At 54.8% G+C, this 19,768-nt stretch carries 23 protein-coding genes and 3 tRNA genes; 16 read left to right on the forward strand and 10 right to left on the reverse strand.

Going from position 1 to position 19,768, the window contains the following annotated elements:
* Nucleotides 1-64 precede the first annotated feature (64 nt).
* Both CRO87_RS15875 and CRO87_RS15880 read right to left on the reverse strand, forming a co-directional pair.
* A complete protein-coding gene (locus tag CRO87_RS15875; RefSeq protein ID WP_097163911.1) occupies nucleotides 65-961 on the reverse strand; it encodes an aldo/keto reductase family oxidoreductase in 897 nt (298 codons plus the stop codon).
* Between the two features lie 49 nt (nucleotides 962-1,010).
* Nucleotides 1,011-1,250, reverse strand: coding sequence for a DUF1289 domain-containing protein (locus tag CRO87_RS15880; protein ID WP_097163912.1), 240 nt, complete (start codon nucleotides 1,248-1,250; stop codon nucleotides 1,011-1,013).
* Nucleotides 1,251-1,359: 109 nt separating this feature from the next.
* Here CRO87_RS15880 and CRO87_RS15885 point away from each other — a divergent pair, with 109 nt between their 5' ends.
* From CRO87_RS15885 to rnt, 4 genes are all read left to right on the forward strand, one after another.
* Nucleotides 1,360-1,959, forward strand: a complete 600-nt coding sequence (locus CRO87_RS15885; RefSeq protein WP_097163913.1) for a TetR/AcrR family transcriptional regulator — start codon at nucleotides 1,360-1,362, stop codon at nucleotides 1,957-1,959.
* 106 nt (nucleotides 1,960-2,065) lie between these two features.
* Complete coding sequence (locus tag CRO87_RS15890) at nucleotides 2,066-3,163, forward strand: alkene reductase (RefSeq protein WP_097163914.1); 1,098 nt, start codon at nucleotides 2,066-2,068, stop codon at nucleotides 3,161-3,163.
* A gap of 77 nt (nucleotides 3,164-3,240) precedes the next feature.
* The gene (gene gloA, locus CRO87_RS15895; RefSeq protein WP_097163915.1) at nucleotides 3,241-3,648 is read left to right on the forward strand and encodes a lactoylglutathione lyase; all 408 of its coding nucleotides are present in this window, start codon (nucleotides 3,241-3,243) and stop codon (nucleotides 3,646-3,648) included.
* A gap of 105 nt (nucleotides 3,649-3,753) precedes the next feature.
* Nucleotides 3,754-4,401 (forward strand): ribonuclease T, encoded by a 648-nt coding sequence (gene rnt, locus CRO87_RS15900; RefSeq protein WP_097163916.1) that lies wholly within the window; start codon nucleotides 3,754-3,756, stop codon nucleotides 4,399-4,401.
* Nucleotides 4,402-4,447: 46 nt separating this feature from the next.
* Here rnt and CRO87_RS15905 read toward each other — a convergent pair whose 3' ends face one another.
* Nucleotides 4,448-4,795, reverse strand: a complete 348-nt coding sequence (locus tag CRO87_RS15905; protein ID WP_097163917.1) for a Grx4 family monothiol glutaredoxin — start codon at nucleotides 4,793-4,795, stop codon at nucleotides 4,448-4,450.
* A gap of 339 nt (nucleotides 4,796-5,134) precedes the next feature.
* On the opposite strand from CRO87_RS15905, the gene CRO87_RS15910 reads away from it, so the two are divergent.
* A complete protein-coding gene (locus CRO87_RS15910) occupies nucleotides 5,135-5,935 on the forward strand; it encodes a C40 family peptidase (protein WP_097163918.1) in 801 nt (266 codons plus the stop codon).
* A 120-nt stretch (nucleotides 5,936-6,055) separates the two neighbouring features.
* Nucleotides 6,056-6,637, forward strand: coding sequence for a superoxide dismutase [Fe] (gene sodB / locus CRO87_RS15915; RefSeq protein WP_097163919.1), 582 nt, complete (start codon nucleotides 6,056-6,058; stop codon nucleotides 6,635-6,637).
* 36 nt (nucleotides 6,638-6,673) lie between these two features.
* Here sodB and CRO87_RS15920 read toward each other — a convergent pair whose 3' ends face one another.
* Nucleotides 6,674-7,840: an MFS transporter gene (locus CRO87_RS15920; RefSeq protein ID WP_097163920.1), complete on the reverse strand. Its 1,167-nt coding sequence runs from the start codon at nucleotides 7,838-7,840 to the stop codon at nucleotides 6,674-6,676.
* Between the two features lie 170 nt (nucleotides 7,841-8,010).
* Nucleotides 8,011-8,100 carry a YnhF family membrane protein gene (locus CRO87_RS15925; protein WP_097163921.1) on the reverse strand — a complete coding sequence of 30 codons (90 nt, stop codon included), beginning with the start codon at nucleotides 8,098-8,100 and terminating at the stop codon, nucleotides 8,011-8,013.
* Between the two features lie 293 nt (nucleotides 8,101-8,393).
* Between CRO87_RS15925 and purR the strand changes: the two genes are divergently transcribed.
* On the forward strand, nucleotides 8,394-9,419 hold the full coding sequence (gene purR, locus CRO87_RS15930; RefSeq protein WP_097163922.1) for an HTH-type transcriptional repressor PurR: 1,026 nt from the start codon (nucleotides 8,394-8,396) through the stop codon (nucleotides 9,417-9,419).
* 17 nt (nucleotides 9,420-9,436) lie between these two features.
* On the opposite strand, the gene punR is transcribed toward purR, so the two are convergent.
* Nucleotides 9,437-10,348 carry a DNA-binding transcriptional activator PunR gene (gene punR / locus CRO87_RS15935; RefSeq protein ID WP_097163923.1) on the reverse strand — a complete coding sequence of 304 codons (912 nt, stop codon included), beginning with the start codon at nucleotides 10,346-10,348 and terminating at the stop codon, nucleotides 9,437-9,439.
* 110 nt (nucleotides 10,349-10,458) lie between these two features.
* Here punR and punC point away from each other — a divergent pair, with 110 nt between their 5' ends.
* Complete coding sequence (punC, locus tag CRO87_RS15940) at nucleotides 10,459-11,643, forward strand: purine nucleoside transporter PunC (RefSeq protein WP_097163924.1); 1,185 nt, start codon at nucleotides 10,459-10,461, stop codon at nucleotides 11,641-11,643.
* A 300-nt stretch (nucleotides 11,644-11,943) separates the two neighbouring features.
* Nucleotides 11,944-13,092, forward strand: coding sequence for a cyclopropane fatty acyl phospholipid synthase (gene cfa / locus CRO87_RS15945; RefSeq protein ID WP_097163925.1), 1,149 nt, complete (start codon nucleotides 11,944-11,946; stop codon nucleotides 13,090-13,092).
* 29 nt (nucleotides 13,093-13,121) lie between these two features.
* Here the strand turns inward: cfa and CRO87_RS15950 are convergent, their stop codons facing one another.
* Nucleotides 13,122-13,763 carry a riboflavin synthase subunit alpha gene (locus CRO87_RS15950; protein WP_097163926.1) on the reverse strand — a complete coding sequence of 214 codons (642 nt, stop codon included), beginning with the start codon at nucleotides 13,761-13,763 and terminating at the stop codon, nucleotides 13,122-13,124.
* Nucleotides 13,764-13,997: 234 nt separating this feature from the next.
* Between CRO87_RS15950 and mdtK the strand changes: the two genes are divergently transcribed.
* From mdtK to CRO87_RS15980, 6 genes are all read left to right on the forward strand, one after another.
* Nucleotides 13,998-15,371 (forward strand): MdtK family multidrug efflux MATE transporter, encoded by a 1,374-nt coding sequence (mdtK, locus tag CRO87_RS15955; RefSeq protein WP_097163927.1) that lies wholly within the window; start codon nucleotides 13,998-14,000, stop codon nucleotides 15,369-15,371.
* A 138-nt stretch (nucleotides 15,372-15,509) separates the two neighbouring features.
* Nucleotides 15,510-15,586, forward strand: a tRNA-Val gene (locus tag CRO87_RS15960).
* Nucleotides 15,587-15,588: 2 nt separating this feature from the next.
* Nucleotides 15,589-15,665 (forward strand) — tRNA-Val (locus CRO87_RS15965).
* A 16-nt stretch (nucleotides 15,666-15,681) separates the two neighbouring features.
* A tRNA-Val gene (locus CRO87_RS15970) sits at nucleotides 15,682-15,758 on the forward strand.
* A 139-nt stretch (nucleotides 15,759-15,897) separates the two neighbouring features.
* Complete coding sequence (gene mscS / locus CRO87_RS15975; protein WP_097163928.1) at nucleotides 15,898-16,776, forward strand: small-conductance mechanosensitive channel MscS; 879 nt, start codon at nucleotides 15,898-15,900, stop codon at nucleotides 16,774-16,776.
* Between the two features lie 11 nt (nucleotides 16,777-16,787).
* The gene (locus CRO87_RS15980) at nucleotides 16,788-17,120 is read left to right on the forward strand and encodes a glycine zipper domain-containing protein (protein WP_097163929.1); all 333 of its coding nucleotides are present in this window, start codon (nucleotides 16,788-16,790) and stop codon (nucleotides 17,118-17,120) included.
* 50 nt (nucleotides 17,121-17,170) lie between these two features.
* On the opposite strand, the gene CRO87_RS15985 is transcribed toward CRO87_RS15980, so the two are convergent.
* Together CRO87_RS15985 and CRO87_RS15990 are read right to left on the reverse strand one after the other, a co-directional pair.
* Nucleotides 17,171-17,776 carry a helix-turn-helix transcriptional regulator gene (locus CRO87_RS15985; RefSeq protein WP_097163930.1) on the reverse strand — a complete coding sequence of 202 codons (606 nt, stop codon included), beginning with the start codon at nucleotides 17,774-17,776 and terminating at the stop codon, nucleotides 17,171-17,173.
* 4 nt (nucleotides 17,777-17,780) lie between these two features.
* Entirely contained in the window at nucleotides 17,781-18,422 is a 642-nt protein-coding gene (locus CRO87_RS15990) for a LuxR C-terminal-related transcriptional regulator (RefSeq protein WP_176504325.1), read from the reverse strand.
* A 288-nt stretch (nucleotides 18,423-18,710) separates the two neighbouring features.
* Between CRO87_RS15990 and CRO87_RS15995 the strand changes: the two genes are divergently transcribed.
* On the forward strand, nucleotides 18,711-19,010 hold the full coding sequence (locus CRO87_RS15995) for a hypothetical protein (RefSeq protein WP_097163932.1): 300 nt from the start codon (nucleotides 18,711-18,713) through the stop codon (nucleotides 19,008-19,010).
* A 31-nt stretch (nucleotides 19,011-19,041) separates the two neighbouring features.
* On the opposite strand, the gene pgeF is transcribed toward CRO87_RS15995, so the two are convergent.
* Entirely contained in the window at nucleotides 19,042-19,764 is a 723-nt protein-coding gene (pgeF, locus tag CRO87_RS16000) for a peptidoglycan editing factor PgeF (protein ID WP_097163933.1), read from the reverse strand.
* Nucleotides 19,765-19,768 lie beyond the last annotated feature (4 nt).

A 19,768-nucleotide genomic window follows, 5' to 3' on the forward strand; every position in this document is an offset into this window, starting at 1 on the left:
AAGTGTCCCTGATAAGTCTATACCAGGGACACTTTTTCAGACGGAACCACAGCGAAATGCGGAATTAAGGCACGTCGTAACCCAGGGCCGCTTTACGAATGCGGAACCACTGCTGACGGGTCATCTCCAGGCGCTCGGCCTCAATGGCGGAGCGTACGCGCTCGATTTTGCCCGAGCCGATAATCGGCAGCGGCTGAGAAGGCAAACGCAGCACCCACGCGTACACCACCTGCTCGATGCTTTCCGCGTTTAGTTCAGTGGCAACCGTTGCCAGCTCATCGCGCAGCGGCTGATATTTGTCGTCATTAAAGAGGCTACCGCCACCGAGGCAGGACCACGCCATAGGGCGCACGCGCAGCTGCTGCAGCTGATCGAGCGTGCCGTCCAGCAGCAGCGGCTGATGCACCGGGGAGAGCTCAACCTGATTGGTCGCCAGCGTAAACGGCAGACGCGACTGAAGCAGAGAGAACTGCGCAGGCGTGAAGTTGGATACGCCGAAATGACGCACTTTGCCGCTCTGGTGCAGCTCCGTGAAGGCTTCCGCCACTTCATCGGCATCCATTAACGGATCCGGACGGTGGATCAGCAGCAGATCGAGGTAATCCGTCGCCAGGTTTTTCAGCGACTGCTCGGCGCTGCGAACGATGTGGTCACGGTCAGTAATGTAATGACCAATGGCGTTCTGCGGATTCGCGGTGGTGGCGATGCCGCATTTGCTGACCACTTCCATGCGGGAGCGCAGATGCGGAGCCAGCTTCATCGCTTCGCCAAACGCCGCTTCACACAGGTAGCCACCGTAAATGTCTGCGTGATCGACCGTCGTCACGCCAAGACTGAGGTGCTCTTCAATAAAGCTGACCAGCTGCTGCGGGGACATGTTCCAGTCCATCAGACGCCAGTAGCCCATCACAAAGCGGGAGAATTCCGGGCCGTTTGGCGCGAGGGTAATACGCTGAACCATAAAAGCTTCCTCAACAGAAAAATTTCATCGAGTATACGCACATTCGGGGTTAAAACAGTGAGGGTTGATCGGGTTCTTCAGGTAAGGCGGGTTTGTTTGCGCGGATTTTGCGCAGAAGACGCTGACGGCACAGGCGCAGGACCTCCTGCTTTTGAGCATCGGTAAACTGCTGCCAGTTGAAGCGTTCTTCACGACTGCGCAGACAACCGCGACAATAGCCGCGCTCGTCGGACTGACAAATACCCCGGCAAGGACTTTGTACCGGGAAAAACTCCAGCTGCTCTGCCACACCGCCCCCTGTCTTCTGCTTACTTTCATTGAAGCCTGATAATGCCCATCCTGCAACCCCGTGCACTTTTCTCTTGCATTAGACCGATCGGTCTACTACAGTGAGCCCCATGAACAGAGCAACCGAACACGACACCCGCGAACATATCCTCGCTACCGGCGAAGGGTTATGCATGCATCGCGGTTTTACCGGCATGGGTTTAAGCGAACTGCTGAAAACCGCCGAGGTGCCCAAGGGGTCGTTTTATCACTACTTCCGCTCGAAAGAGGCGTTTGGCGTGGCGATGCTCGAGCGTCACTATGCCGACTACCATCGACGTCTGAAGGAACATTTCACCCACGGCGAAGGCAACTGCCGCGACAGGCTGCTGGCATATTACCAGCACACGCTCAGCCAGTTTACTCAGCAGGGCGTGATCAGCGGCTGTCTGACGGTGAAGCTCTCCGCCGAAGTCTGCGACCTCTCGGAAGTGATGCGCACGGAGATGAACAAAGGGGCCAGTCAGATTATTGTGCTGCTGACTCACGCACTGGAAGAAGGCCGCAAAGAAGGCAGCCTGACTTTCCACGGCGAGGCGCATACCCAGGCCGAAGTGCTCTACTCCTTATGGTTAGGCGCCAACCTTCAGGCCAAGATTTCCCGCAGTGCGACGCCGCTGGAAAGCGCGCTCGAGCACGCGAAAACAATGATTGCCACACCAGGGCAGTAATTCTTGCAGTGGCGTTTATCCACTGCATAACGACTAACGGAAAATCAGCTTATTGATTTTCTTTTTTTATCGCATTACTAGACGACCGGTCTATTCAGGAGTCACTATGTCACAAGCTAAGCTGTTTACCCCACTCAAGGTTGGCGCAGTTACCCTGCCGAACCGTGTACTGATGGCCCCGCTGACGCGCCTGCGCAGCATTGAGCCCGGCGACATCCCGACGCCGCTGATGGGCGAATACTACCGTCAGCGCGCAAGCTCAGGCCTGATCATTTCCGAAGCTACGCAGATTTCTGCCCAGGCCAAAGGTTACGCCGGTGCGCCAGGCCTGCACAGCCCGGAACAGATTGCCGCGTGGAAAAAAATCACCGCGGGCGTTCACGCCGAAAACGGCCATATGGCGGTTCAGCTGTGGCACACCGGTCGTATCTCTCACACCAGCCTTCAGCCAGAGGGCAAAGCGCCAGTTTCCGCTTCAGCGCTGAGCGCGGGCACCCGTACTTCCCTGCGTGACGCCAACGGCAATGCCACCCGTGAAGACACTTCCCTGCCACGTGCGCTGGAAACCGAAGAAATTCCTGGCATCGTGAACGATTTCCGTCAGGCCGTTGCCAACGCTCGCGAAGCCGGCTTCGACCTCGTTGAGCTGCACTCTGCGCACGGTTACCTGCTGCACCAGTTCCTTTCTCCTTCTGCCAACCACCGTACCGACCAGTACGGCGGCAGCATCGAAAACCGCGCCCGCCTGGTGCTGGAAGTGGTTGATGCCGTGAGCAAAGAGTGGAGCGCCGACCGCATCGGCATCCGCGTGTCGCCTATTGGCTCTTTCCAGAACACCGACAACGGCCCGAACGAAGAAGCCGATGCGCTGTATCTGATTGAAGAACTCGGCAAGCGCGGCATCGCTTACCTGCACATGTCTGAACCAGACTGGGCAGGCGGTCAGCCGTACACCGAAGAGTTCCGCCGCAAAGTCCGCGAGCGTTTCCACGGCCCAATCATCGGCGCAGGCGCTTACACGCCAGAGAAGGCGGAAGATCTGATTGAAAAAGGCCTGATTGACGCCGTCGCCTTCGGTCGCGCTTATATCGCTAACCCGGACCTGGTGGCTCGCCTGGAACGTAAAGCAGAACTGAACCCACAGCGCCCGGAAAGCTTCTACGGCGGCGGCGCGGAAGGTTACACCGATTACCCTACCCTCTAATCCTGCATTGATAGCGGCGCCCATGCGCCGCTATACTGCTATTCCTGATGTACAAACAACACCTTAAGGGGAAGAGTATGCGCCTGCTTCACACCATGCTTCGCGTGGGCAACCTGCAACGCTCCATCGAGTTTTACACCAACGTACTGGGCATGAGCCTGCTGCGCACCAGCGAAAACCCGGAATATAAGTACTCCCTCGCCTTCGTGGGCTACGGTCCGGAAAGCGAAGAAGCGGTCATCGAACTGACCTATAACTGGGACGTGGAAAGCTACGATCTCGGCACCGCCTATGGCCACATCGCCCTGAGCGTGGACAACGCAGCCGAAGCCTGCGAACGCATCCGCAACAACGGCGGCAACGTCACGCGTGAAGCAGGTCCCGTTAAAGGCGGCACCACCGTTATCGCCTTTGTCGAAGATCCCGATGGCTACAAAATCGAACTGATCGAAGCCAAAGACGCCGGTAAAGGTCTCGGCGACTAAGCTGCACGGGTGCTGAGGCACCCTTTTTTTGCTCCCGCCTCTGCTGCAACCGCCGGCAAAATTTGCCATAATGCGCGCTACTTTTTGTAAGCCTAAGAGATCCTGATGTCCGACAACGCTCAACGTAATGCACTGTGCGACCGCTTCCGTGGTTTTTATCCTGTAGTGATTGATGTGGAAACCGCGGGTTTTAACGCCAAAACGGATGCGCTGCTCGAAGTCGCCGCCGTGACGTTAAAAATGGACGAGGAAGGCTGGCTGATGCCAGACAGCACGCTGCATTTTCACGTTGAACCGTTTGAAGGTGCCAACCTGGTGCCGGAAGCGCTGGCCTTTAACGGCATCGATCCGAACGACCCAGAGCGTGGTGCAGTCAGCGAATATGATGCGCTGCACGCCATTTTCAAAGAAGTGCGTAAGGGCATGAAGGATCAGGAGTGCAACCGCGCGATTATGGTGGCGCATAACGCGACCTTCGATCACAGCTTTATGATGGCCGCCGCCGAGCGCGCAGGCCTGAAGCGCAATCCGTTCCACCCTTTCGTGACCTTTGATACCGCCGCCCTGAGCGGTCTGGCACTGGGGCAAACCGTGCTTTCAAAAGCCTGTATCGCGGCCGGAATGGAGTTTGACGGTACTAAGGCGCACTCTGCCCTGTACGACACCGAACAAACCGCTCAGCTGTTTTGCGAAATCGTCAATCGCTGGAAGCGCCTCGGCGGCTGGCCGTTGCCCGTTCCCGAAAGCGAGTGATAAAAAAAGCGACCATCTGGTCGCTTTTTTATTGCCGGGCAGAAACTTATTCTGCAGCCTGCTCGTCGTCTTTGTACTTAGCTGCCGTCTCTTTGATCAGCTGCTGAAGTTCGCCGCGCTGGTACATTTCAATCAGAATGTCGCAGCCGCCAACCAGCTCACCGTCAACCCACAGCTGCGGGAAGGTCGGCCAGTTTGCGTATTTTGGCAGTTCGGCGCGGATGTCCGGGTTTTGCAGAATATCAACGTAAGCAAAACGCTCGCCGCAGGCAGACAGCGCCTGAACCGCCTGAGCAGAGAAACCACAGCTCGGCAGCTTCGGGGAACCTTTCATGTACAGGAGAATTGGGTTTTCAGCGATTTGGGTCTGGATTTTCTCAAGAGTCGTGCTCATTGTCTTGCTTCCTCAAACTTCTTTTTATGACTGTAGCTACTCAGTGTAACGCCAAGGCTACTGCCAGAAAATAACATTTTGTTCACTCATAGGCATTTTACCTCTGACGCTGTAAAGTTGCCTTAAAAATATGTGTTTATCGGCAACGCCGCGCGGTTACTTGAGCATTTTCCGAACGTCATGTTTCCATTTTGATGCATTTTTTTGCAGTCGCTAACGAAATGGAACACCCAATAGAAAAAGTCTATTAACAACCAGGGTTTTTATGCATTAGAATCGATGCGTTTTGTCAATCATACCCAGGCATGACTGCTTGCCTGCCCAACAGAGGAATGCTCAGTGGCGCGGATAAATAAAATCTCGATCACGCTCTGTGCTTTACTGTTTACATCGTTGTCGATAACGCCTTTGTCTCATGCGTCTGAACAGGCGCGCTCTTCTGCATCCCAGAAGTCACACCAGGCCAAGACGGACCGTAAAAAACGAACCAGCGGCAGCAAAAGTAAAACCACCGCCAAAGCAAAAACTACCAGCAAAAAGAAAACCACGCTTAAAAGCAAATCCGCAGCATCCGCCGTCAGCAAAACTGCCTCCACCCGCAAAACCCGCAGCCCGGCCCTGAAAACGGCCTCCGTGAAAATGGTGCAGAAATGCAGCGTGCGTAAAGGCCATAAGAAATGCGTTAACGAAGAAGTGAAGCCGCTGACCATTGCCGACGCCCACAAGGCTCGCGTGCAGAAAGCGCAGAAAACGGCGATGAACAAACTGATGGGCCAGATTGGCAAGCCGTATCGCTGGGGTGGCACATCGCCACGCACCGGTTTCGACTGCAGCGGTCTGGTTTATTACGCCTATAAAGACCTGGTTAAATTCCGCATTCCTCGCACCGCCAATGAGATGTATCACCTGCGTGATGCCCGCTCTGTCGATCGTGGTGAGTTGCAAAGCGGTGACCTGGTGTTCTTCCGCACTCGCGGGCGCGGCACCGCCGATCACGTCGGCGTGTACGTTGGCGGTGGGAAATTCATTCAGTCTCCACGTACCGGGCGAGATATTCAGATTACCTCCCTCAGTGAAGATTACTGGGCCAACCACTACGTCGGCGCACGCCGCGTGATGACGCCTAAAACCATTCGCTGATCCCTGCCCCGTCGTTTCGACTTCGGGGTAAGTTCTTCTTTAGCCACATCTTTTAATTTGCTACTCTATCCCTACTCAATACAGGGTTATTGGGTCTTAAAATAATAGGGAGAAGAAGCAATGTCATTCGAATTACCTGCACTACCGTATGCAAAAGACGCCCTGGCGCCGCACATTTCTGCTGAAACGCTGGAATACCACTACGGCAAGCATCACCAGACCTACGTCACCAACCTCAACAACCTGATCAAGGGCACCGCCTTTGAAGGTAAAACCCTGGAAGAGATCGTTCGTACCTCCGAAGCTGGCGTGTTCAATAACGCCGCTCAGGTATGGAACCACACCTTCTACTGGCACTGCCTGGCACCCAACGCCGGTGGCGAGCCAACGGGTGAAGTCGCTGCGGCGATCAATGCAAGCTTCGGCAGCTTTGCTGATTTCAAAGCACAGTTCACCGATGCCGCAGTGAAAAACTTTGGCGCGGGCTGGACATGGCTTGTGAAGAAAGCAGACGGCAAACTGGCTATCGTTTCTACGTCGAACGCAGGTACACCGCTGACGACTGACGCCAAACCGCTGCTGACCGTAGATGTGTGGGAACATGCCTATTACATCGACTACCGTAACGCCCGCCCGAACTACCTCGAGCACTTCTGGGCGCTGGTAAACTGGGAATTTGTGGCGAAGAACCTCGCGGCATAAGACCAGGCCCGGCGGTGATCGCCGCCGGGCATATTATCAGTGGCTGGAGTATGCACCTTCAGGCTGACGACGACCGCTGAACAGCACCACGAGCAGCGCCACACCGGCAATTATCGCCCCCATCACCGGCACAAAACCGTAGCCCAGACCGCCGGAAATCACCGCCCCACCGGCTGCCGCACCGAGCGCATTTCCAAGATTGAACGCCCCGATATTGACCGAAGATGAAAGCCCTGGAGCCTCGTGCGCCACGCGCATCACTCGCATCTGCAAAGGAGGCACGACAGCGAACGTTGCTGCGCCCCAGACGACCATGCTGACAGCCGCGCCAATCTCATTTTGCGCAACCCACGGAATCGCCACCATCACCGCAATAAGCAGTAGCAAAAACCCTTTCAGCGTGCCGGTCACCGAGCGGTCCGCAAACTTGCCGCCCAGATAGTTACCGATAGAGAAACCGACGCCAATCAGCACCAGCATCGCCGTAACGAACAGCGGAGACGCGGAGGTAATGCTGTGCAGTACGGGGGAAATATAGGTGTAAAGCGTGAACATAGCGCCCGCGCCAAGCACCGTCGTCAGCAGCGCCGTTAGCACCTGCGGACGCATCAGCACCGACATCTCCTGTTTCACGTCCGGACGTTCACCGCTGGTGCCTTTCGGCAGTGAGAACCACAGGCTCGCCATCGCCACCACGCCAAGTCCCGCCGTAGCGAGGAACGACATACGCCAGCCGATGGTTTCACCGAGCCAGGTCGCCGCCGGGACACCGCCGATATTGGCAATCGTCAGGCCCATAAACATGGTCGCTACCGCACTCGCCTGCTTATGTTTGGGCACAACGCTTGCTGCCACCACCGACCCGAGGCCGAAGAAGGCACCGTGGTTAAGGCTGGTGATAATGCGCGACAGCAGCAGCGTGGTGTAATCGGGCGCGATGGCTGACAGCACGTTGCCGAGGGTAAAAATCGCCATCAGGAAAATAAGCGCATTGCGGCGGGCGCGATGCGAGAGCAGCAGCGTCATCAGCGGCGCACCGACCATCACGCCAATGGCATAGGCGCTTATCAGCATCCCTGCTACGGGAATCGAGACATCCACGCCTTTGGCGATAACGGGCAGCAGGCCCATCGGCGAAAACTCGGTGGTGCCGATGGCAAAAGCGCCAATCGCCAACGCCAGCAGGGGAAAATTGATTTTCATGTCACGACTCCGGTTAACCCTTTTTTCGCAAGGGCACGACAACAGAAGTGAAAAGCATGACATCAATCACAAAAAAACAGAAGTAAACAAAATGACAAAAGTTTATTGCGAATTTGATAACAATCGGAGGAGCGTAAAGAAGGAGGAAGAGGACTCTCCCTCCGGATAAATCAGTGCAACACCGCAGTCAGCCCAGCGGCGACAATCAACGCCAAAGCGACTACTGTAGTCATCAGAGAGAGCTTCAGATCGGTACTCATCAATTTTTCTCCTTTTAATCCCCACAGCAAAAGTGAGCCTGCTCATTTTTGCACAAACAAAGCTAAAAATCTTCCGGCTTTTAGGCTGATAGCGATTTTTCTCTTTCCCTTTGCCTCAGAATCAGACAAAATTCCACGCTAATTTAAAAGCGTACCAGCCATTGACCCCCTCCTGTCGTCCTGTGTCGTATCCCGGCGTACCGCAATTCGAATGAATTGTGTTAAGGGTGTGTAAAGGCAAACGTTTCCGTATCGGTAATCAGGCGTAAGGGAAGGGTCTGGAGTGAGAACGAATGGCAACAATTAAAGATGTAGCGAAGCGCGCAAACGTTTCCACCACAACCGTATCACATGTGATTAACAAAACGCGTTTCGTTGCCGAAGAGACGCGTAACGCGGTTTGGGCGGCGATCAAAGAGCTGCACTACTCGCCAAGCGCCGTGGCGCGCAGCCTGAAGGTCAATCACACCAAAACCATCGGTCTGCTGGCCACCAGCAGCGAAGCGGCCTACTTTGCGGAAATTATTGAAGCCGTTGAGAAAAACTGTTTCGAAAAAGGCTACACGCTTATCCTCGGCAACGCCTGGAATAACCTGGAAAAACAGCGCGCCTACCTGTCAATGATGGCGCAAAAGCGCGTCGATGGCCTGCTGGTAATGTGCTCCGAATACCCGCAGCCGGTGCTCGATATGCTGGAAGAGTACCGCCACATTCCGATGGTGGTGATGGACTGGGGTGAAGCCAAGGCCGACTTTACTGACACCGTTATCGACAACGCTTTCCAGGGCGGATACCTGGCCGGTCGCTACCTGCTCGAACGCGGTCATCGCGATATCGGCGTGATCCCGGGCCCGATGGAACGCAACACCGGTGCAGGCCGCCTGGCAGGGTTTATGCGAGCGATGGAAGAAGCGCAGGTGAACGTGCCGGAGAACTGGATTGTGCAGGGCGACTTCGAGCCTGAATCCGGCTACCGCGCGATGCAGCAAATTATTGCGCAACAGCCGCGCCCTACCGCGGTTTTCTGCGGTGGTGACATCATGGCGATGGGCGCGCTCTGTGCCGCCGATGAGCATGGTCTGCGCGTCCCGCAGGATATTTCTGTGATCGGGTATGACAACGTGCGCAACGCCCGCTTCTTCACCCCGGCGCTGACGACCATTCATCAGCCGAAGGATTCTCTCGGTGAAGCTGCCTTCGACATGCTGCTCGACAGAATCGTCAACAAGCGTGAAGAGTCGCAGTCTATTGAAGTCCACCCGCGCCTGATTGAACGTCGCTCGGTGGCGGACGGTCCGTACCGCGATTACCGCCGTTAATGCCTCTCAGGGGCCGGTCACGCCGGCTCCTGCAGCCACTCCTTATTCAGCGTTTCGCTGTCCCCCAGATACTCCAGCAGCCAGCTCAGCGCCGGTGACATATCATTTTGTTGCCACGTCAGGCAGCACGCCGCATCCGGGAACGGATTCTCCAGTTCAAGTGCGACCCACTCACCGCTGTCAATGTACGGGCGGGCAAAATGCGTCGGTACCATTCCGGCACACAGCCCCGCCGAAAGGCAGGTGGCAGAGGATTCCCAGTCCGGCACCACGATCCGCTTTTGGTTATCCAAAAGCCAGGTGATGCGTTTGGGCAACGAACGGGACGTGTCTTCGCGTACCAGCGCTGGCCAGTTGCGCAACACGTCGTCGCTTAGCGGGCCGGGCATCTGCGCCAAAGGATGCTGACTGGACACCACGCAGTTCCAGCTCAGCATCCCCATGTCGCGAAAAGCATAGCGTCCACCAACCGGGATCGCCTGCGTCGCCCCAATGGCCAGTTCAACGCGCCCATCCGACAGTGCATCCCAGACGCCGTTAAACACCTCCTGGAAAACGCACAGCTCCACGTCCTGAAAATGACGGTAGAAATCGACAATCAGCTGTCGGGTGCGCTCGGGGCGCACGATGTTGTCGACGGCGATCGCCAGATTGCCGCGCCAGCCGTTGGCTATCTGCTGGCACTGCTGGCGGGTGATCTGCATTTTTTTGATAACAGAGCGCCCTTCTTTCAAAAACCAGACCCCGGCTGGCGTTAGCTCGACGTCACGATGACGCCGTTCGAACAGCGGCACAGCCAGCCACTCCTCCAGCTGACGCACCGTATAGCTGACCGCAGAAGGCACGCGATGCAACTCCTGTGCGGCCGCGCTGAAGCTGCCGTTACGGGCCACCGCGTCCACCACTTCAAGGGAATATTCAGACCACATTTTTTGCCTGCAAAAATTTTGAACTCACCCGACAAATATTAGCGTTTCACAAGCAAAGTTGCACTCCCTACACTCTGCTGCCATGTACACCTGCAACAAGAAAGAGAAAGATTATGCAACCTGGTAAAGGATTTTTATGCTGGCTGGCGGGCCTCAGCGTGCTCGGTTTTCTGGCAACCGATATGTATCTCCCCGCTTTTGCCGCGATTCAGAATGATTTACAAACGCCCGCCGCGGCCGTTAGCGCCAGCCTCAGCCTGTTCCTGGCCGGGTTTGCCTTCGCTCAGCTTTTGTGGGGGCCACTCTCCGACCGTTACGGTCGCAAACCTGTGCTGCTGACAGGGCTTGCCATCTTTGCCGTGGGCTGTCTCGGTATGCTGTGGGTCCGCGATGCCACGCTGCTGCTGGTTCTGCGTTTTGTGCAGGCCGTCGGGGTTTGTGCCGCTGCGGTGACCTGGCAGGCGATGGTGACGGACTATTATCCAGCCAGTCGCACCAACCGTATTTTTGCGACGATTATGCCGCTGGTCGGGCTTTCCCCGGCGCTGGCGCCGTTACTTGGCAGCTGGATCCTGCATCACTTTGAGTGGCAGGCCATTTTCGCCACGCTGTTCGGGATTACGCTGCTGCTGATGCTGCCTGCCCTGCGCCTGAAAAAACCGGTCAAAACATTCCATAAGGAAGAACAACCGCTCACCTTTATGACCCTGCTTCGCTCACAGGATTATCGCGGCAACGTGCTTATCTACGCCGCCTGCTCCGCCAGTTTCTTCGCGTGGCTTACCGGGTCGCCGTTTATTCTTGATGCGATGGGCTACGGCCCGACGGTGATTGGCCTGAGCTATGTCCCACAGACCATCGCTTTCCTTATCGGGGGTTATGGCTGTCGCGCTGCGCTGCAGAAATGGCAGGGCCAGCAGATGCTGCCATGGCTGCTGACAGCCTTTGCCGTGAGCGTGGCAGGCACCTTTGCCGTGGGCCTGACCGCAGGCAACTCACTGACCACTCTGCTGATTCCCTTCTGCCTGATGGCAATGGCTAACGGCGCGATTTACCCGATCGTTGTGGCTCAGGCACTTCGCCCGTTCCCGCAGGCAACAGGTCGCGCGGCGGCATTGCAGAACACGCTGCAATTGGGTTTGTGCTTCCTGGCAAGCATTGTGGTTTCAACCCTGATAGCCACCCCGCTGCTGACCACCACCAGCGTGATGCTGGCGACCGTCGTGCTGGCGGCCTGGGGCTATCGGATGCAATCCACAGCAGATGAAAATGTGGCTGAAGAATCACACGCATAGTGACATTAGCGACTATGTAACAATTCAGTCATTAGTTTGCTAAGATTTTTTATTGAATCAGCTATTTTTGCGGCCTATACTGATTTTCGGTCTTACATAAATACGATAAATATTAGCGATTAACGAGGGAACGGATCTCCCTCGTTTCACCACGGATGGCCTTTCGGCAAGGGATATCTCCCTTCCTCTGTTCTACGTCGGATAGCAGACTCACGGTAATTCCGTGAGAGTTCTCACATAACCCAAAAAGCGTCTACGCTGTTTTAAGGTTCTGATCACAAGCCGCGTGATGGAGAAGCTATGAGTTCATCGTGTATAGAAGAAGTCAATGTGCCCAATGACGACTGGTTCCGGATAGTCAACGAACTGTTGAGCCGCGCCGGTATCAGAATTAATGGTTCAGCCCCCTCAGATATCCAGGTAAATAATCCCCTCTTCTTTAAGCGCGTGCTGCAGGAAGGGTCTCTGGGATTAGGCGAAAGCTATATGGATGGCTGGTGGGAATGCGAACGGCTGGATGTGTTTTTCCAGCAGGTATTGCGCGCCGGGCTCGAAAGCCAACTCCCCCACCATCTTAAAGACACCCTCCGCATTGCAGGTGCTCGCCTGCTAAATTTGCAAAGTAAAAAACGCGCCTGGATAGTCGGCAAAGAGCATTACGATCTGGGTAATGACCTGTTCAGCCGGATGCTCGATCCGTTTATGCAGTATTCCTGCGCCTACTGGAAAGAAGCGGAAACGCTGGAACAGGCCCAGCAGGCTAAGCTGAGCCTTATTTGTCAGAAACTGCAGCTGCAGCCCGGCATGCGGGTGCTGGATATTGGCTGCGGCTGGGGCGGTCTGGCGTATTACATGGCGAAAAATTACGGCGTCAGCGTGGTTGGCGTGACCATTTCTGCGGAGCAGCAGAAATTGGCCCAGGCCCGCTGTGAAGGGCTGGACGTGCAAATCCTGTTGCAGGACTATCGGGGTTTGCAGGATCAATTCGACCGTATCGTTTCTGTCGGCATGTTCGAGCACGTCGGGCCGAAAAACTACGCCACCTATTTCAACGTCGTCGACAGAAATCTGAAGCAGGATGGCCTTTTCCTGCTGCACACCATCGGGTCGAAAAGGACGGACAACAACGTTGATCCCTGGATCAACAAATACATCTTCCCGAACGGCTGCCTGCCCTCTGTGCGTCAAATCGCCAACGCCAGCGAGCCTCACTTTGTGATGGAGGACTGGCACAACTTTGGCGCTGACTATGACACCACGCTGATGGCCTGGCACGCCCGTTTTTTACAATGCTGGCCTGAAATTGCCGACAACTATTCGGAACGATTCAAACGGATGTTCTCGTATTACCTGAACGCCTGCGCCGGGGCGTTTCGCGCCAGGGATATTCACCTCTGGCAGGTGGTATTCACGCGCGGAGCCGAAGGTGGTCTGCGCGTTGCACGTTAAAACAAAACCCCGGCAAGCCGGGGTTTCTTTTATTCTGCGCTGACTGACGGTTTGGCCGCGGCCTCTTTCGCCGCCATCACACGCTCCACCGTATCCACCACCGCCTGCGTTTGCGGGTCGATTTCGATGTTCACTTTTTCGCCCAGCTTTTTCTTGCCAAGCGTCGTACGCTCGAGCGTTTCCGGGATCAGGTGAACGCAGAAACGAGTTGACGTGACTTCACCCACCGTCAGGCTAATGCCGTCGATGCCGATAAAGCCTTTGTACAGGATGTACTTCATTAAAGACGGGTCCTGCACCTTGAACCAGATCTGGCGATTATTTTCCGAGGTCAGGATCTTCGCAACTTCCGCCGTGGTCATAATATGGCCGGACATTAAATGCCCGCCAATTTCGTCGTTAAAGCGCGCCGCGCGTTCAACGTTAACCACGTCGCCCTCTTTTAGTTCGCCCAGATTGGTAATACGCAGCGTTTCTTTCATCAGATCGAAGCTGATGCGGTCGCCGTTAATTTCGGTGACTGTCAGGCAGCAGCCGTTATGGGCAATGGAGGCGCCGGTTTCGATGCCGTCGAGCATATGCTCAGGCATTTCAACAATATGGGTACGGAAGTTTGGTTTTTCATCGATGGACACCACTTTCGCTGTGCCCTGAACGATACCAGTAAACATGCCTTAAGCTCCTGTCTGTGCAAGGACGGAATCATCGCCGTCTTTCATATCCCGCACAATAACAGTTGCGTTTCAGCCTTGCCAGTCAGAGGGCACTTAGTGCCATTTTTTGACTGGCTTAATGGCTATTACTCGCTACAATATGTTTGAAAATTCCCCTGATCTTTCTTCTTGCTGCCAGTAACGGCGGGTTTTTTAGTCTCTTCAACAATAACAATATAAAAAGGTACTCTCGTGCAAAAGTACGTCACAGAAGCGCGCCAGCTTCTTGCGCTGGCTATCCCGGTCATCATTGCCCAGGTGGCCCAGACCGCAATGGGCTTCGTTGATACGGTTATGGCCGGTGGCTATAGCGCCACCGATATGGCCGCGGTCGCCATCGGCACCTCCATCTGGCTCCCGGCAATCCTGTTTGGCCACGGTCTGCTGCTGGCACTGACGCCCGTTATCGCGCAATTGAATGGCTCCGGCCGTCGCGATCGTATCGGTCATCAGGTTCGCCAGGGCTTCTGGCTGGCCGGGTTCGTCAGCCTGCTGGTGATGATCGTGCTGTGGAATGCCGGTTACATCATTCATGCGATGCATAACATTGACCCTGAACTGGCAAATAAAGCCGTCGGCTATTTGCGCGCGCTGCTGTGGGGCGTGCCGGGCTATTTGTTCTTCCAGGTTTGCCGTAACCAGTGCGAAGGCCTGGCCAAAACCAAACCCGGCATGGTAATGGGCTTTATTGGCCTGCTGGTGAACATACCGGTGAACTACGTCTTCATCTATGGCCATTTCGGCATGCCCGAGCTTGGCGGCGTGGGATGCGGCGTAGCGACGGCTGCCGTTTACTGGGTGATGTTCTTTGCGATGATCTCCTACGTGAAACGCGCCCGCTCCATGCGTGATATCCGCACTCACGAAGGCCTCGGCAAGCCAGATTACGCGATCATGAAGCGTCTGGTGCAGCTTGGCCTGCCTATCGCGCTGGCGCTGTTTTTCGAAGTGACGCTGTTTGCCGTCGTTGCCCTGCTGGTCTCGCCTTTGGGTATTGTCGACGTTGCGGGCCACCAGATTGCTCTCAACTTCAGCTCGCTGATGTTCGTGCTGCCGATGTCGCTGGCTGCCGCCGTCACCATCCGCGTGGGTTTCCGTCTGGGCCAGGGCTCGACGCTGGATGCGCAAACCGCGGCGCGCACCGGGCTTGGCGTTGGCGTGTGCATGGCCGTTGTCACCGCTATTTTCACGGTGACGCTGCGTGAGCACATCGCCCTGCTGTACAACGATAATCCTGAAGTGGTCACCCTGGCCTCGCAGCTGATGCTGCTGGCGGCGGTGTATCAGATTTCAGACTCCATCCAGGTGATTGGCAGCGGGATCCTGCGTGGTTATAAAGACACTCGCTCGATCTTCTTTATTACCTTTACCGCCTACTGGGTGCTCGGCCTGCCGAGCGGCTATGTGCTGGCGCTGACGGACATCGTAGTGCCGCGCATGGGGCCAGCCGGTTTCTGGATGGGCTTTATCATCGGCCTGACTTCGGCGGCGGTGCTGATGATGCTGCGGATGCGTTTCCTGCAGCGCCAACCTTCGGCGATTATCCTGGCGCGTGCCGCACGCTAATCCTCCCTCAGCCGCCTCCGGGCGGCTGCTTTCGCAGCAGTTTGCGCACTGTTTCCGCAATCGCGTGAAATCAGAAAGAAAAGTGGCATTTGCCTCTTGCCACATCCCCTCCCTGCCGCTAATATTCGTCCCCGTTGTGCGTCCGTAGCTCAGTTGGTTAGAGCACCACCTTGACATGGTGGGGGTCGGTGGTTCGAGTCCACTCGGACGCACCATTGCGTTCATAGCTCAGTTGGTTAGAGCACCACCTTGACATGGTGGGGGTCGTTGGTTCGAGTCCAATTGAACGCACCATTGCTTCTCTTTATGTGCGTCCGTAGCTCAGTTGGTTAGAGCACCACCTTGACATGGTGGGGGTCGGTGGTTCGAGTCCACTCGGACGCACCATTCACTGTTTTCCCTCAGTTTTCTCTGCTACTTCAGCCTCTTTTGCAACTCATTTTCCGCTCCATTAATGGACTCGTTATCAGTTTCTCGCCTCTGCTGCTGCTCAATATAATGCGTTTTTTTTCCAACGGACGGTTATATGAAAATTGAGGCATTCCCGGGTATCAGGCAGTTAATCTATTGGGTCATCAACAACGAATCCGCAATCATCCAGGGATGCGTGAATTTGCTGGGTGCCATCATTCTTCTGTGCGTCGGCATATTTTTCTCCCGCATTGCCAGCAAAGGTTTTCAGGCGCTTCTAACTAAACGCAAAGTTGACCACACGATCACGCTCTTTTGTAGCGCGCTGCTGCGTTATGCGCTGCTGGCTTTCGCCGTTATCGCAGCCCTTGGGCGAATTGGCGTCGAAACGTCGTCAATTATCGCCGTGATTGGCGCCGCAGGGCTGGCTATCGGACTTGCACTGCAGGGGTCGCTCGCCAATTTTGCCGCCGGTGTCCTGCTGGTTTCACTGCGCCCTATCCGCGCAGGCGAATTTGCAAGCGTCGGCGCCGTAGCCGGGACTATCGAGGAAGTACACATTTTTTCGACGACGCTCCGCACCTCGGATAACAAGGTTGTGGTGGTGCCGAATGGCAAAATCATCTCCAGTGAAATCACCAACTATTCACGTCAGAGCCAACGACGGGTCGATATTGCCCTTGGCGTGGCTTACAGCAGCAACATCACGCACGTTAAAAATGTGATTACTACCGTTGTCACACTCGACCCGCGCGTGCTGCACCACAAAGGCTATACCATCCGATTGAATGAGTTTGCCCCCTCCTCACTGAATTTTGTGGTGCGAGTCTGGACTGAAAATCGCCATTACTGGGACGTGTATTTCGACCTGATGGAAGGCATCAAGCTTGCTCTGGATGAAAATCATATTCAGATGCCCTTCCCGCAGATGGATGTTCATTTGAACGATGTGCGCCAGCAGACGCATGGCGTTCAGTTATTAAGTGAAGGCTAAAAGGAATGAAGATGAAGAAAGTACAAGGTGTATTACTGATGACGTTACTGGCCGTTTCCATGTCCGGCACAGCAATGGATAAAACGGCCACGGGCGCGGTCATTGGCGCCGTCGCTGGGGCTGCAACAGGAAAGAGCATTAAATCCACCGTCGGTGGGGCTGTGGTTGGTGCAGGCACGGGTGCCATGTTCAAAAGCGGTGACAAAGGGAAAGCGGCGCGTAAAGGCGGTGCCGTTGGCGCAGTGGTTGGTGCTGGTGCCGCAGCAATGACCGGCAACAGCGTGCTCAAAGGTGCCGCAGTAGGCGCGGGTGCGGGCGGCATGGTGGGTGAAGCGACACACTAGTTTGTCGTTTTGCAGGCAAAAAGAGACCCGCGTTTTGCGGGTCTTTTTTATTACAGTTCACACTCGGCCATCGCCAGAATTTTTTGCTTCAGGCCAAGGTCATCCCTGACCCCCAACTTGCGCATAATATTGCGCTTGTGGCTGCTAACGGTCTTCTGGCTTCTGAATAAGGCCTCAGATATCTCGACTCCATTCAGTCCATCACGGATGTAGGTCAGCACTTTGCTTTCCGCTGCGGTTAATTCAATTGCCAATTCAGCCGTTGGCTGCATGGTTGTAAGTTCACAAATATACGGACTTAAAAAACGCTTATTTCGCGCGCTGGCTTCAACAATATCTCGGTAGTTAAAGAAATATTCGTCGACGCAAAGCACAGAGCAGCGGCTTTCTTCATAAAGTTTGCGGATTAAGCGAGGCTGCGATGCACGGAGTAACACCAGCATCCGCGAGTTCTTTACCGGAAAGGATTCGACGCAGGCTTCTGTTGCATTCGTCAGATCAAGAATATAAAGGTTCGGGACGGGGTTATTATCCTGCTCCGTCGTTAATGAATAGGTCCAGCCTGGATTAATACGCGCCAGATGAGCAAACCCCAAATCAATTGCGCGCAGCCAGACAGAATCTGGACTAAAAGATAAAATGCTATAAGTCGCCATAATATTAGTCTGCCCGATAAAGTGAAGTGAGTTGAACGAGTTCTGAAAGCAATTCAAGCCACTGTGCGTGGGATTCGACTGCCAGCGCCTCACAAATATTGTGCTTCCATGAAAAAATCGTTTTGTAGCTGCAGCCGCGCCGCTCTGCCATCTCTTTTGATGAAAGACCCGCAGCAAACTGCAGCAGGATCTCGAGTTCAGTCTGCGTCATAACCTTCGTACGCACCGCATCTTCCGTGGGCCTGAAAGCAGGCGGTTTGCTGCTGATAGTTTCGCGCAATACACGGTATAATTGCGCATCCAGCTCTTCTTCACAAATAACCTGCTTTACACCGAGAGCTCGCATCAAGCGCTGTAGCCAGGGATAACCGCATGGGAGCCAACCGATGGTTTTGACTTTTAATGATTTCATTTTACGCACAGCGCGTAGAAGTTCATAAAGTGAATGTCCTGCACCTCCCACACCGAATAGCAGCACTTTATTACCCGGAAATGTTCCGGTAAGGTTCTCAATGCTTGGCGGTATTAACGGGTAGACCTCCAGAGATGGAAAGTCTGTTTCTACCCTACTGGCTACCAGCATGCGCATCAGCAAACGCGGCTCGTAAAGGAACAGCGACGGTACTGCAATGTTTCCCTGCTTCATAACATCCATTATCAGAAAATGATTAACGGTGTAAGAGTAATTGAATCGTGGAGATTTACAATGGTGAGAATAGTCCACAAATGGACGCGGTGAATACATTCCCATTAGACATTAATAAACAATCTTTTGCGTTAAGCGTAAGCTTAAATATTCAAAATAACGAGCAATTAAAGTCAAAGATAAAACCAAATAAAACAATAAACAACTCCAAAAGTGGATGCACTGGCCTTTGAACATTGTAGTCTGCTCCATTAGGCTAAGCCCAGCCTTTCAACAATGGATTTTGTTATGAAAAAACTCACGCTCATTTCACTTGTCATGATTGCTGCTTGCACTCATGGTTTCGCTAGCGCCAAAAGTTGGGATGACATTCACCACGATAATCAGAACGCTCGTCATGCGCGACATCAGTCTGAAAAGAAACAGATACATTCGCGACATGACCGGGAAGAGCAAAACCGTAAAAAGGCTCAGTCACGCCAGGATACCCGACAGGATGACTTCCGCGACGGCCAGGACAGCCGCCAGGAATCGCGCAACGAACGCCAGTCCGACCGGCACGACCGCATCGACGACCGTCTGAATTAACGCACCGGGCAGGCACCTCCCGCCTGCCCTCTTATTTTTCTTTCAGTATCCACGAAACCTGCTGCGTTTTGGTCGCCGGAATATGCGTTCTGCGTCGATAAGATCCCAGCACCTCCGGCGCGCAATAGGTGCATTTTTCCATCACATCTATCTGTGCACCTGCGATGCCAGCCTGAGCGAGCTGAAGCAAACAGAAACGGGGCAGATCAAACCACTGGCTTGTTTTCTCCCGCGCGACAGCACTTTGCGCATTAGGCCTGATTGGCGCTGGGAAAAACAGCTTCGTGCGATTTGCCGTGACCAATTCCCGTGCAGGCGTTTGCACTAATCCTTCGTAAAAAGACGCTGAAACTTCATAACAGCAGGCCCGAATGTGCGGCCCGACGGCCACGACAATCTCTTCCACCGCCACGCCCCGATCGACAAACTGCCTGACACAATGCTGCAATATACCCTTTGCGGTGCCACGCCAGCCCGCGTGAAGGCTGGCTATCAGCCGACCATCACGCGAGGCCATCAACACAGGCAGGCAGTCCGCCGTCACTATGCCAATCTGCTGCCCGGTAAGCGACGTCAGCACGCCGTCCACCAGAGGTCTTTGCTCCATTTTTCCAGTGAAGTGAAGCACGTCCGCGCCATGAACCTGCTTAATATCCACCAGCAGGGATTTATCAAAAGCCGCAGATTCATGAACGTCGAGAAAGGCATGGCGAATGCCGGGAATGTCCGCCAGTAAGCGTGAGTACCAGGCCATAGCG

The sequence above is a fragment of the Enterobacter sp. CC120223-11 genome (assembly GCF_900215375.1).
Lineage (GTDB): Bacteria > Pseudomonadota > Gammaproteobacteria > Enterobacterales > Enterobacteriaceae > Scandinavium.

Bases quoted from the DNA above. Each gene is read 5' to 3' on its own strand.
- rnt (WP_097163916.1), top strand. From the start codon at position 3,754: ATGTCCGACAACGCTCAACGTAATGCACTGTGCGACCGCTTCCGTGGT.
- CRO87_RS15980 (WP_097163929.1), top strand. From the start codon at position 16,788: ATGAAGAAAGTACAAGGTGTATTACTGATGACGTTACTGGCCGTTTCC.
- CRO87_RS15905 (WP_097163917.1), bottom strand. From the start codon at position 4,795: ATGAGCACGACTCTTGAGAAAATCCAGACCCAAATCGCTGAAAACCCA.
- CRO87_RS15950 (WP_097163926.1), bottom strand. From the start codon at position 13,763: ATGTTTACTGGTATCGTTCAGGGCACAGCGAAAGTGGTGTCCATCGAT.
- sodB (WP_097163919.1), top strand. From the start codon at position 6,056: ATGTCATTCGAATTACCTGCACTACCGTATGCAAAAGACGCCCTGGCG.
- pgeF (WP_097163933.1), bottom strand. From the start codon at position 19,764: ATGGCCTGGTACTCACGCTTACTGGCGGACATTCCCGGCATTCGCCAT.
- mscS (WP_097163928.1), top strand. From the start codon at position 15,898: ATGAAAATTGAGGCATTCCCGGGTATCAGGCAGTTAATCTATTGGGTC.
- punR (WP_097163923.1), bottom strand. From the start codon at position 10,348: ATGTGGTCTGAATATTCCCTTGAAGTGGTGGACGCGGTGGCCCGTAAC.
- CRO87_RS15925 (WP_097163921.1), bottom strand. From the start codon at position 8,100: ATGAGTACCGATCTGAAGCTCTCTCTGATGACTACAGTAGTCGCTTTG.
- CRO87_RS15990 (WP_176504325.1), bottom strand. From the start codon at position 18,422: ATGAAGCAGGGAAACATTGCAGTACCGTCGCTGTTCCTTTACGAGCCG.
- gloA (WP_097163915.1), top strand. From the start codon at position 3,241: ATGCGCCTGCTTCACACCATGCTTCGCGTGGGCAACCTGCAACGCTCC.
- purR (WP_097163922.1), top strand. From the start codon at position 8,394: ATGGCAACAATTAAAGATGTAGCGAAGCGCGCAAACGTTTCCACCACA.
- CRO87_RS15875 (WP_097163911.1), bottom strand. From the start codon at position 961: ATGGTTCAGCGTATTACCCTCGCGCCAAACGGCCCGGAATTCTCCCGC.
- CRO87_RS15985 (WP_097163930.1), bottom strand. From the start codon at position 17,776: ATGGCGACTTATAGCATTTTATCTTTTAGTCCAGATTCTGTCTGGCTG.
- CRO87_RS15920 (WP_097163920.1), bottom strand. From the start codon at position 7,840: ATGAAAATCAATTTTCCCCTGCTGGCGTTGGCGATTGGCGCTTTTGCC.
- cfa (WP_097163925.1), top strand. From the start codon at position 11,944: ATGAGTTCATCGTGTATAGAAGAAGTCAATGTGCCCAATGACGACTGG.
- CRO87_RS15995 (WP_097163932.1), top strand. From the start codon at position 18,711: ATGAAAAAACTCACGCTCATTTCACTTGTCATGATTGCTGCTTGCACT.
- CRO87_RS15885 (WP_097163913.1), top strand. From the start codon at position 1,360: ATGAACAGAGCAACCGAACACGACACCCGCGAACATATCCTCGCTACC.
- CRO87_RS15890 (WP_097163914.1), top strand. From the start codon at position 2,066: ATGTCACAAGCTAAGCTGTTTACCCCACTCAAGGTTGGCGCAGTTACC.